Here is a 17,329-nt window from a genome sequence, read left to right as displayed (position 1 = left end):
TATGAAAGTATTGTTAGGAAGCGTGTCGAAAAATATTTTTTTGACACCCCACCAACGGGTCAAACCGTTGATAAATCAACATTTATAGAGGGAGGAAGATGTGAATGAATCGAATTGAATTACTCTTAAGAATGCTCGACACGACGTTCGACAAGGAGAGTTGGTATGCACCGTTAAAACCTGCAATTGATGGACTCACCGCAGAACAGGCTATGTGGAGACCTATAGGAGAGGCAACCAAAACAATTTGGGAAAATGTTAATCATCTCATATACTATAAAGAGAGACTAACAGCAAAATTAGAAGACCGTGAATGGACACAAAATCTTGATGGTGATGAAACATTCTACCTTACGGAACAGCTAAATGACGACAAGGAATGGATAGCAATCGTTGAACGTGGAGATAAGGTTCAACGTAGTTTAAGAGAAGCACTAAGTAAAACAACCACTGAAGTGCTTGAACAAAATTCCCTTGAAGAAAAGCTTTTGGATATATTGCTTCACGATGCATATCATACGGGTCAAATTATTCAAATTAGGAAGATGCAAGGTTCTTGGCCATCGCATCGTTAATTGGTGGAAAAGAAGATTTGCGAAATATGGTACTGTGCGAAACGTTTCCTTTAAATAAACGGGTGCGATGTTCCAGGAAGAATGTCCACCCTTTTTTGTTGAAATTTTTTATATGCTAAAGGGGCAGAATTCCTGTAATAAATCTCAGTTTGTGACCCAATGTACTTAAACAAACGGGTGCGATACTTTAATAACGAAGATCGCTTTTTTCTAATTCAGCTAAAGAAGTAGGTTAGTGAAAGGAGGGATTTTTTTAATAAAAAAGCTGTGTTAAATAATAATGTTGATAATTACTCAAAACAAAAAGGACCTATTTAGGACCTACAATAGCCTTCTTGCACCAGCTTTTTAGCTCAATAAGAACAGCTGCCTATGATGGAAGCACATTTTTACCCGTAGGCTCTTGGAAATACTGTTTAAATCATTTGCTTATTAGAATCTACGTCTTCTTCTTCTTTCTCTTTCGAATTCAAAAGGGAAAAAGAGGATGAATGAAAAAAAAAGGAAAAACCTTCTTCTTCTAAAGTCGTCACGAAAAAACCGATCTCTTCGATCAAAAGGCATTTGCTTCATCCTCCTTTAATTTCAGAAGTCTCTAAAACAAAGGGCAGATTAACTTAACCTGGCCCTTTGTTCTGTGCATTTTAGTAGCTCATGAAAGAAGTTCCGACAATGATCAGTAGAATGAACAATACAACGATTAACGCAAAACCACTTCCCATTCCATCACCCATATATAGCACCCCCCACTATTCTTATGTCAATTGACTTTGCTTAAATAAATCCCAACTATTTTGCTTATTTAACATTAGCGAAAACTAGCAAGTACGATGATTAACAGAATGAACAATACAACGACTAATACAAAAGTACTGCCGCCATAGCCACCGCCGTAGCCACCGTCATAGCCACCGTCGTATCCGTAACCGCCACATAATCCCCACATATCATTTCACCTCCTATTGGAATATCTGAAGGAAAAAACTCTCACTATGTATATATATTTCTTAAGATAAGGAGGGATTGGACAATTGTCATAAGTGATAGGACAAAATATGCGTTTTGCCTAAACAATTTCTAAAAATAAAAAAGCGTCTGCAATACATGCGAACGCTTTTTCGGAGGTAATTATATATGTCTGGCTGGCTGGCTTAATAATAACATATGCACTCAGAATATAGCTGAATGGGACAAGTGCTGATTATTAAAGCCAAGCCTCTAAAAAGGGCTTTTTTATCATTTGTACGCATAGGTACATACGAAGAAATAGTAAATAAAACCCACGATATAAAAATGCATTAACACTAGTACAATGAGGGTTATGACTATACAGCAAATAAAATAACAGCCAAGAAGACACTTACAAATAGGCAAATATCTATTCCTCTTTAAAAATGGACACATACACTATTTTTGAAACAATTTGAGGAGGAGATATAAAATGGAAAGAGATTTCTTTGGAAGCGGTATGGGTTATGGAGGTTATCCTGGTTATGGCATGGGTTATGGAGGTTATCCTGGTTATGGCATGGGTTATGGAGGTTATCCTGGTTATGGCATGGGTTATGGAGGTTACCCATTCCATCATGGTTATGGAGGTCACCCATTCCATCATGGATATGGTGGCTATCCATTCCATCATGGATATGGCGGCTATCCATTTCATCATGGTTATGGTGGCTGCTGTTAGAGATTGTTCTTGCTAGACTCTTTAATTAATATTAGTTAATTTTGCACATGAAGTTATTTTAAAAATAAACATTTGTCTTATCAGGGGATTTTTCCACTTTTCTGCTATTTATGTTGGGAAAAACCGTTTTAACAAATGTACCAGTAGTGCAAAACGGCGATATGGTATGATGTGGAAGTAGATGTTAAGATTAAGGTAAACGCACAAAATGGGTGCTAAATGGGTTAAACAGGCTAATCAATAATATTAAAAAAGAGCAAATGGGATTAGCCTGTTTGCTCTTTTTAAGATTCCCAACTGCATTTTTATTGAACTGACTGTTGATTTAACGAAAAACAAGTGCTGTCTAAGTGGCAGCTTTTTCTTATTATGCTAACGGTCAATTTAGTTGAACAACAAAAAATTTTAGAAGTGGTTTCTAATATTAATTTTAAACTAAGTGAGCATTTCTGGGATGCCCCTGTATTTTTTATCAATAGGCACAGTAACCATTTGAAGCCCAAGTCATACACTATGAAAATGAATATTCCCTAATAATCCCATTAACGAGGAGCGTAATGATGGATAAACGAACTGTTAATCAAGTGGGTGGGAACGTGCCTCAACCTATCCGAAGTGATGGAGCTGGAGGGATTGACTCAGGCACGCGTAATATTATGCGAGATATTCAAAATCCGAATATGCTCGTCCCACCAATTACAGATGGAGGATTAGTTCCTAACTTGAAATTCTCATTCTCTGACACTTCTATGACATTAAATCACGGAGGATGGTCACGGGAGATCACCGCCAGGGAACTTCCGATAGCGACTACTCTTGCTGGAGTAAATATGAGCTTAACGGCCGGCGGAGTACGTGAACTCCATTTGCATAAACAGGCAGAATGGTCTTATATGCTGTTGGGACGGGCACGAATAACCTCGGTTGACCAACAAGGACAAAATTTTATTGCCGACGTGGGTCCTGGTGACCTTTGGTACTTTCCCCCAGGTATCCCACATTCGATTCAAGGGTTGGAACATTGCGAATTTCTGCTCGTCTTTGATGACGGAAACTTTTCCGATCTTTCCACCTTATCCATCTCCGACTGGTTTGCTCATACTCCAAAAGATGTTCTGTCGGCCAATTTTGGAGTACCAGAGAGTGCTTTTAACTCCATTCCCTCTGAACAGGTATATATTTATCAGGGGGAGGTACCAGGTTCACTGGAAAGTCAAGAAGTCCACTCACCCTACGGAGAAGTCCCTTTAACCTTTAAGCACGAGCTGTTGAAACAAACACCAATCAAAATGCCTGGTGGTAGTGTACGAATTGTGGATTCTTCCAACTTTCCAATTTCAAAAACAATCGCAGCGGCACTCGTTGAGATTGAACCGGGTGCAATGAGAGAACTTCATTGGCATCCCAATAACGACGAGTGGCAGTATTACCTTACCGGACAAGGGCGAATGACTGTATTTACTGGAAACGGTGCAGCACGTACATTTGATTATAGAGCTGGTGATGTCGGATATGTACCCTTTGCTACTGGACACTATATTCAAAACACGGGTACAGAAACATTATGGTTTTTAGAGATGTTCAAAAGCGACCGCTTTGAAGATGTGTCGCTGAATCAATGGATGGCACTGACTCCTAAAGAATTAGTTCAAAGCAACTTAAATGTTGGATCAGAATTGCTCGATTTTCTACGCAAGGAGAAATGGCCAGTTGTGAAATATCCCGGGTTTCCTACTATCCAAAAAACAGGTAGATAAGAGTAGATTTGTTTATCCATATAGTTGTGGAGGTGATTACTATGTACAAGACAATTTACGACCACGCAACTGAGATTACACAAGCTGCTATAAAAGCAAGAGGGGAAGCAATTATTGGCGAAAAAGAATTGATAGAAACTTACCTAAGTGATGAAGCTGTTACCAACTTATATAAAAATCATATAGAGTTCTATCTGACCAATTAATTTTTTATGAGGTTGCATTGGGGAAGAATTATTTCCTCCAACCATCGAACTATGGGTAGTTTATCGAAATTCCTTGGATGCTTTTTTAAATTAGTTGGAAAGTGTGATAAAATTCTTTTGAAAAATTTGTTCTTAAGGAGTCCTATGAGAAGTATCTTGAAGGACCCTTTTTTATTAAGTTTTCGTGAAACTTTGAACTTAAACGAACGGGGTGCTTTACTTCAATAAAGAGTAAAGCTTTTCTATTTCAGGAGCATTAATGTGTAATATGCTATGTATTACAAGCACGTTGTGCCAAATATATTTATAAATATACTTAGCAAGAGACTATACTAACCACTTGTTTTTCATCATTGATTTTAAGTTTCCACTAATACCCTGATACACTTGTCTATTACAAAATTTATTTCAATACATATAATGCCGTATAGTCAAAGTAAATAGGGGTGAAAAAATGTCAGTTGAACATTACCATGGACTGTGCCACAGACATATGAGTAGAGCTGTTGAAATCAGAACCCATGACGGGAGAATTCATAGGGGAATCATTCATCGTGTTTCCAATAACAGAGTTTTTCTTCAACCAATTGGACGACCTAGAAACTTAGGCGGTTTTGGTTATGGAGGTTGGGGTTGGGGTTGGGGCGCTGGAATTGCGCTAGGTGCTATTGCTTCATTAGCTGTACTTTCTCTATTCTTTTGGTAGCTCATTAAATGATGTTGTAAGATTTATAAAGAGTTAAAGCAAAAAGCACAAGAACCTCGATCAGCTAGGCATTGGAGTTAGGTTCCGATAAACAACATTCAAAGTGATCAACAAAGGATCATTTGATTGTTACTTGATCCAATAAAAAACGGACGAGAATTGTTTTTCGTCTGTTTTTTTTCCGTTTTATCATACTTTCACTTTATTTGAGCAATATGATCTGTTTTGATATTAAGTAGATCTTTACTTGTTTTGTTAGTTGCTTCAATATAATTCATAACCAAGTAATGCCCAACACAGTACCCTATCATTTTCGGATAGAAACGTGATCCATACAATATGTTTTGATGTTTAAGGTCATTTTTTGGAACATCTTTATTTGGGAGCACTAAGTTTTTCCACATTTTCTGTAGCTCTTCATTGGAATAATACGATGTCCAAGTAGCTAAGAATTCTTCACCCAATCTTTCACGTACTGCATTTTCAGCTAATCCTTCTAAAATGATTGTGTCCAGCAATACGTAATCCTCTTCGTTTTTTTGAAACATGGATAACCGACAAACATGGTTATACTCATGTGTAAACAATGCCCGTATTTCCTTTTCCATGTTATCATCTGAAATAAATAAAAGTAGTTTATCCTTGAAGGCCAAACCTGATTTTCCGTTAAAGTCCTGTTTTAATTTTCGGTTGTTCTTATCTGAAGGAAAAATAAAGATAGGGATATTTGGTCCTTCCCACACTTTTTGGAGTCGTAGACTTTCCTCTTGTACAATTTCCCATACTTTATTTTCTTGTAATTTTTTCACTACCTCGTTTCCGTTTCCAAAAGGATGATACATTCCATGTAGAGTTAAGTAATCGTAGATTTCGGAAGCATGAGCACCCTCAAAGTAAACTGTTAACTTTTCACATATTTCAATTGGTTTATGAAATGAATCATGCAACCACTTATCTGTTCTAATCACACCCATATAACCCCCCCTAACTACGCATTTTGTTTAGAAATACATTATGCACTTATCACGTAAAGGTTCCTATCCCCTAATAGACCTTTAAAAGTTCATTTGTTTTTATAAGTGTATCGTGAACAAATTTATCCCATTTTCATAAAATAATGTACAATTTCTAAAAAGGATGGGACTGAATTTGAATTACACTTATCTTGATTGTTTAGCAATGCTTGGAGTTGGAGGTGCCCATCCTGGAGGCCTTCAACTAACAAAAGAGCTCTTATCAAGGGAAAAAATAGATGAAACAAAGTCGATTCTTGATGCTGGGTGTGGAACAGGGCAAACCTCTGCATATATTGCAGAACAGTACCAATGTAATGTTACTTCCTTAGATTGTAATAAAATCATGTTGGATAAGGCTAGTCAAAGATTTTCATCCTTACATTTGCCAATTGAAGTTAAGCAAGGGAGCACTGAACATCTTCCTTTCGATGAGGGTTTATTTGATATTATTCTTGCAGAATCAGTAATATCCTTTACAGATGTCTCCTTAACAATTTCTGAATTTAAAAGAGTATTAAAGCCAAATGGTATTTTGCTTGCAATTGAAATGGTACTTGAAAAATCACTTTCTGAAGATGAATTGAAATCTATCGTTAATTTTTATGGAGTTTCTCGATTACTAACTGAAAATGAATGGTATAACTTATTCAAAAGAGCCGGTATGAAACAAGTTAGTGTAGAGAAGTTTAAACTTGATTTGGGTGAAAATGATGTGCGAAATGTTACCGATTTTTCACTTTCGGAGAATATTGATGATAAATTCTTTGAAATTCTTGAAAAGCACTTGCACTTTACAACAGTTTATAAGGATATACTAGGTTTTCGACTATTCAGGTGTTGTATTTGAACTGTTCAAGTCATACATTTCCCTGCTCTTTTCGAGGATTTATTAGAGATTAGCTGTTTGGGGGTATTACTTCAACAAGGTGTAATGCCCTTTCTTAACAAGAATTTCAAGAAAAATCAGCCGAGTAATTTAATTTATTAAAGAATCTAAACAAAATGATGAAAAATTGTATTCGAATTAAAAGTGCATATTGTATTGAACTAACTAGGACATTTCTTTATTAAAGAAATGTGTTTTTTTGTGTGATTTTTAATATATGTATCACCAATATATTGACAGTCGATATATTATAGTTTAAGTTATGAGTGTCGATATATCGTGAGTCAATACATAAAGGTAGGTGTCTCCTATTAATCCATTATCAGAATCTACTTATTTAATTTTATTAGCCCTTTATCAAGAACCACTACACGGTTATGGCATTATAAAAGAAATTGAAAATACGAGTGAAGGTAACTATATTATTGCACCAGGGACACTTTACGGAGTATTAAAAAATCTAGAGAAGCAAGGGTTGATAAAAACAATAGCAGTTGATAAGGAGCATCGTAAGAAGAAAACCTATTGTATTACGGAACAAGGAAAAGATGTACTCCATTGGGAATATGAAAGATATATTCGAATGATTAATCTTTCAAAAAAAATCATTCAGCGGGGGATTGAAAATGGTGAAGAATAATAAGGTGAAAAAGGTAACAAAACATTTTTCTGATTTTTCTAAGGAAGAACAATGGTTGCAAAGTATGTTAATCGAAGGTTGGATACTTAAAAGTTATGATTCAGAGGATATGAATGACTGTCAATATGTTTTCGAACCTGTAAAAAGTGAGAATCAAAAAAATATAATTTACAAAATTGATTTTCGTGAGTTAAATCAAAAGGGAGAGTTTGAGGAGTACAAAAGTATTTTTGAGGATGCTGGCTGGACTTTACTTTCAAAAAACAGTTGGTATTCTAAGCATATTTTCTATACAACCTCTACAAATCCTCAAAGAGATATTTTTTCTGATCAGGAATCATATAGAGAACGAGAGAGACGAAGAATGTCTTCTTCCCTTTTATATATAATCATAGGTATGTTAATGTTCGTTGTTTTAATAGTTCTATATATTATTTACGACAGATCTGCTTTTCTTGGAGTAGGGATAATGACATTGTTTTTCAATATAAAATGTATGGTAGATTACTACCGACATAAAATAGTCTATAAGTCTTTACTGACAAGAGAAGTTGAATAATAATTTTTTGAAGAAAATTAATTCGCTTATTGAGGTAACGGGTACGTTTCTTCTAGATCAGCTGCCATTTAAGGCGGCTTTTTCTATTGAACTAAAAACGCAGTTTAGCTTAATAAATGGTTTTATCTGGTAATATAAATAAGGTAATTTAATTATTTTTATTTGGGGGATTAATGATGAACTATTTATCACCAATTGTCGGGTATCGTTATGTCGAATGAAATTATAGAAAAAGTGAAAAGAGGACTCAAGGGAATAGAAATTGGATATTTTGATACAGGTCAAACCTTTGGAGAAAGCACCTTATTATAATTTTTTTGGTGCTTCAGATAAGGAAACTCGTCGCTATGCACTTGCTGTATTTACAGTATATTTAGGAAACCTTGATGTTTTAAAATTGAACGGTAAACAATTAGAAAAAGTAAATGAACTCCGAACCCTTTGCAAAAACTTCAAAATCTGATTGGAAATAAACTTGCTTCACAGAATGGATAGAAATGAATGTTTTGGATTAGTTGGAACGCCGTATGAGGTGAAAGTCTCACGTACGGTGTGAACAGGGGGAAAAGGCTTCGATAACTTCAAACCCTTACCTATCTGTATCAATAAGAAGTAAATAAGAAACCCATATAATAGATATGTCTACTATGTGGGTTTCTTTTATATTCAAATGTTCGAGTAAACTAACCTAATATAAGCTATTCTAGTCTGTTTGTTTTTTATAAGGGAATTTTTTTATAAACAACTCTAACTAGTTGATAAATGACTCAATCATTTCTGTGATTTTTTTCCTTTGTTGTGGGCTTAACTTTTTTGCAGTAATAATCAGGTTTAACAAATCTGGAGGAAGATTTTTATTATCCTCGAATAAATCGACTATCGTTACTTCTAATGCTTCACAAATTTTGAAAAGGGTTTCAATTGTCGTAGAACGTACATTACTTTCAATTCTACTAATTGTGGATTGATTAACACCGGCAAGGATTGCAAGTTGTTCAGTTGATATGTCTTTACTTAATCTTATTCTTTTAATTCTTTCTCCCAAATTATTCATACAAAACCCTCATTTTATGTTTTATAATTAAGCTTTTTATATATTTGTATAAGTATAAATATAATAGCAAAAATGAATAAAAAAAAGTTTACTTATGCCAAATTGCATAATATATGTATAAAAATATGCCTAAAGGGAATAATTCCTGATATAAACCTAACTGATAGGTGTAACGATGTCAATTGATACAAAAAGGCTTAGTTTAGGAAAGTTACTAGGGAGTATAAACGAAGTCTTTAAAATACCTCTATACCAAATACCTTACAATTAGGGGAAAGATCAATGGAATGATTTATTGATTTAATCAGACTGGAAGGTGATGAGACGCACTTTCTTGGGTTTATTAATACAATAACCCAAGAACGCCAGAAGGGATTTGGATATTTTGAGGTGGTAAACGGGCAGTTAAGAATCACGACGATACTTATCCTTCTAACCGCAATCCGTGATTTGGCAGAAGAAGTTCCTTTATTGAAAAGAAAAAGAAATATGAGCAATCAATCATTATGTTAACAAAAGAAATATGCAATGAGGAAAAGTGGACCTTCGAGGAAATATCTAATAGGAATGTTTATCTGGCAGGAATAGCTAAGGAAAATTGGAACTTTAATAATGTAGTTTAAAAAGGGAAGAGTGCTTTAGTCTAAGTAGTTTTAAAGCTCTTTTGGTATTTAAATGCAGAAATTATAGAGGGTAAATGCAGAGTCTGAGAAAGGTTTGTAAATTGGTGTGAATAATTTGATGAAGAAACTTCTAATTATTCTAGTTTTTAGTTGCAGTATATTGTTAACAGGGTTTAACACAACTGATGAGAGAGAAGTAACTTTTCTTGTTAGATCGATGATTACTGCAATAAATGAAAAAGATGCCGAAGGTTATATTCAAACCTTAAGTGATTATTTTATTAAAGTAACTTATGGTGATAAGGATTTCTTAAGGCAAAATATTGAGAATTTTGGTCAGATAGATTTGTTAGAGTTTAAAGTAGTATCTATAAATACTTATACCTCATATGCACATTACAAACTGATCCATACAAGTGAAAATTATAGAAAAACAACCTTTTTTGGTGAAATGATATTGGTAAAGTCAAATGAAGGTTGGAAAATTTATTATGTTTCAGAGGAAGAATTATTATAATTTGATATGTTAAGTAAACTAAAAGGGCAGTTTAATTTAAGTGTAATTATTCACAATCTTTATTATTATTAAATGTCCTTTTCCTCCACACAAAAAGACTCCCACCAGATGAAAAAGAGAATGAATTCATTATGAAATCATCCCCTCAAATTGTTTGAAAATGCTTATAGTGATATTACTCCTCAAAGACTAGCTAAACGTTTTTCAAAATCCGCCTTAAACAACAGAATAGCATCAATATTTACAGCAAAATCGTGGTCACTGATATTAAAATTAGTTATAAACTCGTCAGACCTCTCACGAACCATAATTGTCGGTCGGATATTGTCTCCAATAGCGTCCTGAGTTACACCACTTCCATAAATATACCAGTTAGTTTCAGTAGACATATTTGCTGCATTTTTAGATAAGTCATTTTTTATTATTTCGCATAAATTATCCATAAAATCTTCATTAAGATTAATGCTTTTTCCAAATTCACCATCAACAGATATATCAGCATCTCCATACCAAATATTCCTGCTTGTTCGCTTTCCGTCATTTGAAGTGTAAGTTTCATCAAACAAAATCTTCATTTTCATTACCCCCCGTTAAAATACAATTTCTTCACACAATTATACACCAATTAGGAATTGCAAAATAGCTTGCTGTTAGACTCACTAAACTTGTAAGAGTTAGGCAAGCTAACTTTATAGTAGGATTCCTCCTAAAGTTGTGAGTTAGAGTGGTGTCTATACTCATATCTTACTGAGGAGCCCTATTTTTTTCAAAGTCGAAAAATAACGATCTACAGGAATGCTAACAGGTAGCTTATGTTTAAGATCATAAATAAAAATACCAAGTCATTGCTGCACAGTACAACGATACTATGCAATAGAAATAATATTCCACAATCTGGGCCAATTAATTGAATAAGACTACACAAAAAGCCGCTTTTCCTACATAAAGGAAAGCGACTTTTTAGATCGAAATTTTCCTTGTTATTAAGCTTTTTACTTTAAGTTCCTTTGGTTAATTTTGAAAACATGTTTGTTGACTATTCAGTTGGACTGTATTATATTGTTATTAAGTTGAACTATATAGTCGGACTGAATAGAGGGTGAGAAGATGAAACATCAATTATTGCCGTTGTCTGAAACCATGCATTATATTTTATTAGCTCTGCGTGAGCCACTCCATGGCTATGCTGTAATGCAGAAGATAGAAAAAATAAGTAATGGTATGGTTATTTTAGCACCTGGTACATTATACGGTGCGATTGAAAACCTGGATAAGCATGGTTGGATTGAGCCTGTTGGAAAGTCGGGTCGGAGAAAAATTTATATGATAACTGCGGAAGGAAGTGCCATTTTGAAAATGGAACAAAACAGGTTATTGCATATTTTATCCCTGTACGAAGGAAGTGATTCGAATGAAGAAATTTAAGATGTTTTTTGATATTGAAAAAGAGGAGCAATGGCTGAACGAGCAATTACAAAAAGGCTATCGTTGTACAAATATTAGTGGATTAGGAATATACACATTCGAAAAAACCGACAAGAGATATGTGATGCGACTGGATTATCAAGATCATTTATCAAAGAAAAAGTTCAATGATTACAAAGGGATATATGAAGACTTCGGTTGGATTTATCTAAATGGCTCCTGGCTTGGTGGAATTCGATATTGGCAAAAAGAAGATGATGATCAAAATGAAATCTTCTCGGATCGCCAATCAAAGAGTAATTATTATAAAAGATTGATGGGTTATTCATTTTGGTTGGGTATGCTGTGTTTGATTTTTTTTATGCCTAACAAGGATGCTGGTTTATATTTAACCGAAGGTCTTTGGAGTATGAAAGGTGCATTATTTTGGAAAGCATTTTTATTTGAAACTCCGTTTGTCCTTTTAAGGTTGCTTCCCGTCCTTATGGTTGTTTTCTTTGGTAGCAGTTTCTATAAAGCTTATCGAAAGTATTCAATGTTAAAAGAATAATAATACGAGGAGGTATAAAATGATATCTTTCAAGAAAATTTCCTTTTTATTTGCGATAATATTTATTTCGGTATTATTAGTAGGGTGTAACCGTGGTACAACAGTTGACGAAGCCGAACAATACATTTCAACCGTAGAACAAATCGATATCCCAAATGACGTAAACGTAATAGGCTTGGGAGAAGCGACACATGGTAATGTTGAACTTCAAGAGTTGAAAAAAGATGTATTTGAGGGATTAAATAAAAAAGAGAATGTCCATGTCTTTGTCTTAGAGGCAGATTTTGGAGGTGGGCAACAGATTAATCGTTTTATTTTAGGGGGAAATGGTACTGCTGAAGAAGCCGTGAACGCTCTTGATTACAGCATTTATAAGACGAAGCAAATGATTGATCTAATTCAATGGATGCATGATTATAATGCTACGTCGAGCGAAGATGAGAAAATATATTTTTACGGTAATGATATGCAGCGATATGATTACAGTAAAAAAGGTCTGCTTGATTATTTTGAAGTTGTTAACATGGATGCGGAACAAAAATATGCAGCACAACTGGAACATGCTTCAAATAATACAATGAGGTCGTTATCGACGAGTCAACTGAAGGAAATTGATAATGCGCTCGATACTATCGTTTTAGATTTGCAATCAAATAAAATGGTTTATATAGAACAATCATCTCCAGAAGCTTTTGCCTTTGCTTTACAGTATGCACAGCTGATGAAACAACGTACAGCTCTATTTTTAAATGATGGGGATTACTCACAACTTCGTGATCAGTATTTAGCTGACAATTTGCAATGGATTTCTGAATTCGAAGCAACCCGCGGTCATGATATAGTGTTATTCTCGGGACATAATGGACATGTTGAAAAAACATCTGCCTCGTTAGCTGGTTATAAATCGATGGGAAGCTATTTAGATGAGTTATATGGGTCCAAGTATTTTGCAATTGGTACCGACTTAATGAAAAGTAAATTTCAAGCCTTAAACCGCGGATCTGATAAAAGAAAGAATTATAAGATAAAGAATCATAATGGTTTAGTTGATGCATTTAGTGAAGTAGAGCCAAATATCTTTTACGTTGATTTTGAAAAAGCCAGGGAGTCAAAGGAATTGTTGGACATTATACAAAGTGAACAAAAAATGGTGAACGTGGGTGACGACTTTCGTTCTTGGCAAAAGCTATTAAAAATGTTTTACACAATTGAAATGATACCCAATAAGGCCTATGACGGCATAATTATTTTTAAAGAAGCAACACCAACATATGTAATTGATTAAAACAAAATAATTGGCAAGGAATGATTGAAATTGGGAGAAGAGGAGGGGTGAAAAATTAGGATAGTAATCAAAAGTCGATCGCCAAAAACGGTTCTTATCATTCTTTTTTTCCTGTTTTTAGTGTCGATATACGGGTACCATCGACTAGAGAAAGACTTTGTATATCCGATTATGCCTGTAGCGATCAAGGTAGATTTTTTATCGGAGGCATACTTTTCTGAACTCTCAGAGCAGTATGATCAAATTCGCTCTGAGCATCAAAAATGGTATATATTTGATACATCCAAAGCAATTGCATCACACGCAATCCTAACCCATATGATGAATGATTTGGTGGAAAATCAAAAGCTTCTGAACGGGCATAAGCAATTTGATCTGTTTTTTGAGACATTTGATCAACATGTCAAACAACTCCCATCTCTCACGGAAGAGATTCATTATTTTCGCAATGAACTGAATCGATATGGAGATGCGCCAGAACAATTAGAAGAAATGATTAAACTAGTGGCATGCGGCAAATGGCAGCTATTCAGTGCAAGATATCACCGGTATGAAGTAAGCGAATATGACGCTGCTTATAATGTGAAGTTTATATCATCAAATGGTCGCTTTGAAGCTGTCTATCATGCTGAGACGGGTCAGATGGTAAACGATCCGGTAAACATGGGCACGTATAATTATGCGCCGGGGAGTATCCATCCATGGAAGTATTACCAGCACCATAAATACGATAAAGTTCCCTGGAAGAATTGGGGTAATACAAATCAGATTTCATACAAGGAAATTACAAAGAAGCAGTCAAGGCATAGCTCAACAGAGCAAAAGAAAAGTACAGAAGAACTCCATAACTTAAGCAAAAACAAAATGTCAGATTCACAGAAGTGTCGATAAGCATCTATCCTGAAGGATTTGAAGTACTACAGGACAGTTCCCCACACAAGTGAAATAATACATATATTTATTCCACTATCGGTCGAAATTCCAGAATAAGAAATGCGCTCTTTCTTTATGTAAAGAGCTATTTAATGAAATACTGTACTTAATGAAATACTGTACTTAATGAAAAGTGGAATATTTAGTGACAATTAATGAAAAACTTTATTGACAGGTTTTCTTGCCAATAATTTTCACAGGAGGTAATAAAAAATGGCATTCACATCCAAAAATATCTTTATCAATTTATCAGTAAAAGACGTGAACAAGTCCACCAATTTTTTCAAGGAGCTAGGTTTTGAGTTCAACCCACAATTCTCCGATGAGACATCATCTTGTATGATCATCAGTGACAATATCTTTGCTATGATAATGATTGAGGAACGTTTCAAAGGATTTAGTAAAAAGGAAATTGTGGATACTACTACTTCTGCTGAAGCAATTTTCTGCTTTTCAGCTGAAAGTCGGGATCAAGTGGATGAGATAGTAAATAAAGCATTGTCATTTGGTGGTAAAACTTCTAGTGAACCTCAGGATCATGGGTTTATGTATATAAGGGGATTTCAGGATTTAGACGGTCATTTATGGGAAGTTGCTTATATGGATGAAAGTGCAATTAATCAAGAATAAACGTTAACGTTTAAAGTCAAATCAAGTTTACTATTCTAAGGGATGATGCCTTAAAAGGTATCATCTTTTTATTTATCTTTTATCAGATTAGAAATATGTGAAGTAATAGACTTAAAGAAATAGGTGCTGGACGTAAATAAGATTTAAGCAATCACAACTGAGTGGAAAGTTGAGACAAGATTTTTACAGTAAATATTTTTAGGCTAAATAAATTTACTTCAATATATAACAAAAAAACACCCATGTATGAATGTAACGGGTTTACTTCAGAGGTGCAAACATAGTAAAACACATAGGAAAACGCACTTGAATTCACAATATAATTCACAGTTTTTTTTTTATTGATTTATCAACATTTCGACGAATTTCTTTCGTCCGTTTCGCCCTAATTCACATAATAAATCACAGGGTATGAAATAATTATTGGAGCGTGTACGAATTCTATGTGATTTAGTGAGTGAATTGTGTTGCAATCACGAAGGCTATTGGATATTTATGTTAAAATCATATTATAGATATTGGAAAGTTTGTGAATAGATGTTCTTACGCTAACGTTGCAGTTTAGTTGAAGATTGATGTTTAACTTGAGTTTAATATTCGTCTGGCAATTTGCTGAAATAACACTCTATAAGCAAATTGGATATTCATGCTAAATATATAAATGTACTTAAGAGAAATGGCAGGAAATTGGTTTGAGGAGAATGTTTGAATGAAATATTTTGTAGATGATGACAATTGGGATGTAATGGGCTATGCAAAAGAATTAAAAAAACTATTACCTAGATTTAATAAAGAGACAGCGAATTTTTTAAAAAACAACTCATTTCATGATGGAAAGGTTGTTTCTCTTACGGTATTAAATCAAGAGAATGGGAAAACAAAGGACCCCACCAAAATTAATATGGTTGTTGAGCAGTATGAAGAGGGTGGAGGTATATATGAAATACAATGGTTAAATGTCCGTAAGTTTTTAATGGATTATGATATTACCCGAAATGTTTATGGTAACAAACCAAATGAAATTGTCTTTGGTGGTAGGAAGGGACTTGATGATTGGGGATACGATGAAATTGTTCCGTTGAGTAAAAAGAAATTAAAACATGAAATTTTTTTATTTTCACAAACAAAAATAATCATACATTGCTCAAATATTAAAATTAGAAAATTAAAAACTTAATCAAGAGTTTATATAATGTAAAAAAGGATTGTGAAGTATTGTACTTAAAGTAACAGGGGCAAGAGTTAAAGAAGTGATCGCTACGGCGGTCTTTTTTCTTGTTGTGCTAACTGCTTCATATATACAGTATCAGCAAAAAAACATTGATGTGATGCACCCTCTATCTTTGTTTATATGTAATCATAGATAAGCGTTTAAGGACTTGACTTGGAGCCTCTGTGGGTACGATTTGTCTTGAAAGGCTGAAGCAGTTGTTTCATCAGGCAAACGAGCCTATCATACCCACCTCTCCAAGTAAAGTCCTATCGTTGTTTACGTTGAAAACTATATTTACTTACTGAATATATTAAGTAAGCAAAGTTAGAAAAGTGACTGTTTTTGTTTCATTATTTACGATGAATACGGTCAAAAATCATACTGTATATATGTGGCAGGTTACTTTAAGAAGAATGTAATTTTTTGAACATATATAAGATGTTTAGGAACAAATGCTATAAAATAGTTCATAAGGAGTAATTTAGTTCTAAAATAAATATGGAAAAGAAGGTGTATAAAATGAGCACATCTAAAATAACAATGAAAAGCCCCACTCCCATCCTGCGTATTTTTGATGAGGAAAAAGCCAAAGAATTTTATTTAACATTTTTGGAATTTGAATTAGATTGGGAGCATCGATTCGAAGATGATCTACCTTTATACATGCAAATTTCTTATGGAAATTGTATTATTCATCTTTCAGAACATCATGGAGATTGCTGTCCTGGAGGTGCTTTAAGAATTGAAGTAGAAAACTTAGAGTTACTCCATTCAAACCTTATATCAAAGAAATACAAATATGCTCGTCCTGGCATCGAAACAACCCCTTGGAATTCTCGGGAGGTTTGCATTGGGGACCCCTTCGGAAATAGAATTGTCTTTTTTGAGAACCTTCAAAAATAACATTGCTAATTTTCGTTGTACATATAGCTATATTATTTGATACTTCTTCTTAAAGTAACGGGTGCAAGAGTTGAAGAAAGGGGATTGCTGAGACAGCTCTTTTTCTTGTTCCGCTGCGGGCGAGTTTCCTAAAAGAATTAAAAGCTATTATTCGGAAAATA

Annotated in this window: 25 protein-coding genes; 20 read left to right on the top strand and 5 right to left on the bottom strand. The window is 34.3% G+C overall.

Annotation, left to right across the window (positions count from 1 at the left end):
• Positions 1 to 104 precede the first annotated feature (104 nt).
• On the top strand, positions 105 to 575 hold the full coding sequence (locus BLR86_RS25035; protein WP_090768373.1) for a DinB family protein: 471 nt from the start codon (positions 105 to 107) through the stop codon (positions 573 to 575).
• A gap of 644 nt (positions 576 to 1,219) precedes the next feature.
• Here BLR86_RS25035 and BLR86_RS25030 read toward each other — a convergent pair.
• Complete coding sequence (locus BLR86_RS25030) at positions 1,220 to 1,309, bottom strand: YjcZ family sporulation protein (RefSeq protein ID WP_090760914.1); 90 nt, start codon at positions 1,307 to 1,309, stop codon at positions 1,220 to 1,222.
• 74 nt (positions 1,310 to 1,383) lie between these two features.
• Positions 1,384 to 1,521, bottom strand: a complete 138-nt coding sequence (gene yjcZ / locus BLR86_RS25025; protein WP_090768371.1) for a sporulation protein YjcZ — start codon at positions 1,519 to 1,521, stop codon at positions 1,384 to 1,386.
• Positions 1,522 to 2,016: 495 nt separating this feature from the next.
• Here yjcZ and BLR86_RS25020 point away from each other — a divergent pair, with 495 nt between their 5' ends.
• The 4 genes from BLR86_RS25020 to BLR86_RS25010 all read left to right on the top strand — a co-directional run bounded on the left by BLR86_RS25020 (position 2,017) and on the right by BLR86_RS25010 (position 4,934).
• Complete coding sequence (locus BLR86_RS25020; RefSeq protein ID WP_090768368.1) at positions 2,017 to 2,265, top strand: hypothetical protein; 249 nt, start codon at positions 2,017 to 2,019, stop codon at positions 2,263 to 2,265.
• A gap of 560 nt (positions 2,266 to 2,825) precedes the next feature.
• A complete protein-coding gene (locus tag BLR86_RS25015) occupies positions 2,826 to 4,022 on the top strand; it encodes an oxalate decarboxylase family bicupin (protein WP_090768365.1) in 1,197 nt (398 codons plus the stop codon).
• A gap of 41 nt (positions 4,023 to 4,063) precedes the next feature.
• Positions 4,064 to 4,228: a hypothetical protein gene (locus BLR86_RS26340; protein WP_175493049.1), complete on the top strand. Its 165-nt coding sequence runs from the start codon at positions 4,064 to 4,066 to the stop codon at positions 4,226 to 4,228.
• A 454-nt stretch (positions 4,229 to 4,682) separates the two neighbouring features.
• The gene (locus tag BLR86_RS25010; protein ID WP_090768363.1) at positions 4,683 to 4,934 is read left to right on the top strand and encodes a hypothetical protein; all 252 of its coding nucleotides are present in this window, start codon (positions 4,683 to 4,685) and stop codon (positions 4,932 to 4,934) included.
• A gap of 197 nt (positions 4,935 to 5,131) precedes the next feature.
• Here BLR86_RS25010 and BLR86_RS25005 read toward each other — a convergent pair whose 3' ends face one another.
• Positions 5,132 to 5,908: a DUF2268 domain-containing putative Zn-dependent protease gene (locus tag BLR86_RS25005; protein ID WP_090768360.1), complete on the bottom strand. Its 777-nt coding sequence runs from the start codon at positions 5,906 to 5,908 to the stop codon at positions 5,132 to 5,134.
• 175 nt (positions 5,909 to 6,083) lie between these two features.
• On the opposite strand from BLR86_RS25005, the gene BLR86_RS25000 reads away from it, so the two are divergent.
• The 5 genes from BLR86_RS25000 (at position 6,084) to BLR86_RS24985 (ending at position 8,498) form a co-directional block, all read left to right on the top strand.
• Complete coding sequence (locus BLR86_RS25000; protein ID WP_090768357.1) at positions 6,084 to 6,797, top strand: class I SAM-dependent methyltransferase; 714 nt, start codon at positions 6,084 to 6,086, stop codon at positions 6,795 to 6,797.
• 340 nt (positions 6,798 to 7,137) lie between these two features.
• Positions 7,138 to 7,476, top strand: coding sequence for a PadR family transcriptional regulator (locus BLR86_RS24995; protein ID WP_090768354.1), 339 nt, complete (start codon positions 7,138 to 7,140; stop codon positions 7,474 to 7,476).
• Complete coding sequence (locus BLR86_RS24990; RefSeq protein WP_090768351.1) at positions 7,463 to 8,035, top strand: DUF2812 domain-containing protein; 573 nt, start codon at positions 7,463 to 7,465, stop codon at positions 8,033 to 8,035. The genes BLR86_RS24995 and BLR86_RS24990 overlap by 14 nt, the downstream gene beginning before the upstream one ends.
• Before the next feature lie 7 nt (positions 8,036 to 8,042).
• Positions 8,043 to 8,168, top strand: coding sequence for a hypothetical protein (locus tag BLR86_RS26915; protein WP_302847259.1), 126 nt, complete (start codon positions 8,043 to 8,045; stop codon positions 8,166 to 8,168).
• 129 nt (positions 8,169 to 8,297) lie between these two features.
• Entirely contained in the window at positions 8,298 to 8,498 is a 201-nt protein-coding gene (locus BLR86_RS24985; RefSeq protein WP_090768348.1) for a hypothetical protein, read from the top strand.
• 288 nt (positions 8,499 to 8,786) lie between these two features.
• On the opposite strand, the gene BLR86_RS24980 is transcribed toward BLR86_RS24985, so the two are convergent.
• Positions 8,787 to 9,089: a helix-turn-helix domain-containing protein gene (locus tag BLR86_RS24980; RefSeq protein ID WP_090768344.1), complete on the bottom strand. Its 303-nt coding sequence runs from the start codon at positions 9,087 to 9,089 to the stop codon at positions 8,787 to 8,789.
• A gap of 390 nt (positions 9,090 to 9,479) precedes the next feature.
• Between BLR86_RS24980 and BLR86_RS26910 the strand changes: the two genes are divergently transcribed.
• The 3 genes from BLR86_RS26910 (at position 9,480) to BLR86_RS24970 (ending at position 10,229) form a co-directional block, all read left to right on the top strand.
• The gene (locus BLR86_RS26910) at positions 9,480 to 9,602 is read left to right on the top strand and encodes a hypothetical protein (RefSeq protein ID WP_302847258.1); all 123 of its coding nucleotides are present in this window, start codon (positions 9,480 to 9,482) and stop codon (positions 9,600 to 9,602) included.
• Positions 9,596 to 9,712 (top strand): hypothetical protein, encoded by a 117-nt coding sequence (locus BLR86_RS27000; protein WP_090768341.1) that lies wholly within the window; start codon positions 9,596 to 9,598, stop codon positions 9,710 to 9,712. The genes BLR86_RS26910 and BLR86_RS27000 overlap by 7 nt, the downstream gene beginning before the upstream one ends.
• A 115-nt stretch (positions 9,713 to 9,827) precedes the next feature.
• The gene (locus BLR86_RS24970) at positions 9,828 to 10,229 is read left to right on the top strand and encodes a nuclear transport factor 2 family protein (RefSeq protein WP_175493048.1); all 402 of its coding nucleotides are present in this window, start codon (positions 9,828 to 9,830) and stop codon (positions 10,227 to 10,229) included.
• 182 nt (positions 10,230 to 10,411) lie between these two features.
• On the opposite strand, the gene BLR86_RS24965 is transcribed toward BLR86_RS24970, so the two are convergent.
• Positions 10,412 to 10,804 carry a hypothetical protein gene (locus tag BLR86_RS24965; RefSeq protein ID WP_090768335.1) on the bottom strand — a complete coding sequence of 131 codons (393 nt, stop codon included), beginning with the start codon at positions 10,802 to 10,804 and terminating at the stop codon, positions 10,412 to 10,414.
• 532 nt (positions 10,805 to 11,336) lie between these two features.
• Between BLR86_RS24965 and BLR86_RS24960 the strand changes: the two genes are divergently transcribed.
• From BLR86_RS24960 to BLR86_RS24930, 7 genes are all read left to right on the top strand, one after another.
• Entirely contained in the window at positions 11,337 to 11,654 is a 318-nt protein-coding gene (locus BLR86_RS24960; protein WP_090768332.1) for a PadR family transcriptional regulator, read from the top strand.
• The gene (locus tag BLR86_RS24955) at positions 11,641 to 12,204 is read left to right on the top strand and encodes a DUF2812 domain-containing protein (protein ID WP_090768329.1); all 564 of its coding nucleotides are present in this window, start codon (positions 11,641 to 11,643) and stop codon (positions 12,202 to 12,204) included. Before BLR86_RS24960 ends, BLR86_RS24955 begins: the two co-directional genes overlap by 14 nt.
• Before the next feature lie 19 nt (positions 12,205 to 12,223).
• A complete protein-coding gene (locus BLR86_RS24950; protein ID WP_175493047.1) occupies positions 12,224 to 13,489 on the top strand; it encodes an erythromycin esterase family protein in 1,266 nt (421 codons plus the stop codon).
• Positions 13,490 to 13,609: 120 nt separating this feature from the next.
• Positions 13,610 to 14,380, top strand: coding sequence for a hypothetical protein (locus BLR86_RS24945; protein ID WP_090768326.1), 771 nt, complete (start codon positions 13,610 to 13,612; stop codon positions 14,378 to 14,380).
• A 255-nt stretch (positions 14,381 to 14,635) separates the two neighbouring features.
• Positions 14,636 to 15,052, top strand: a complete 417-nt coding sequence (locus tag BLR86_RS24940; RefSeq protein WP_090768322.1) for a VOC family protein — start codon at positions 14,636 to 14,638, stop codon at positions 15,050 to 15,052.
• A 709-nt stretch (positions 15,053 to 15,761) separates the two neighbouring features.
• Positions 15,762 to 16,229 carry a hypothetical protein gene (locus tag BLR86_RS24935; RefSeq protein WP_090768319.1) on the top strand — a complete coding sequence of 156 codons (468 nt, stop codon included), beginning with the start codon at positions 15,762 to 15,764 and terminating at the stop codon, positions 16,227 to 16,229.
• Positions 16,230 to 16,784: 555 nt separating this feature from the next.
• Entirely contained in the window at positions 16,785 to 17,168 is a 384-nt protein-coding gene (locus BLR86_RS24930) for a glyoxalase superfamily protein (RefSeq protein WP_090768376.1), read from the top strand.
• Positions 17,169 to 17,329 lie beyond the last annotated feature (161 nt).

The organism is Bacillus sp. OK048, assembly GCF_900103525.1.
In the GTDB taxonomy this organism is placed as follows: domain Bacteria; phylum Bacillota; class Bacilli; order Bacillales; family Cytobacillaceae; genus Neobacillus.
This window is presented reverse-complemented; position numbering and strand designations above follow the sequence as displayed.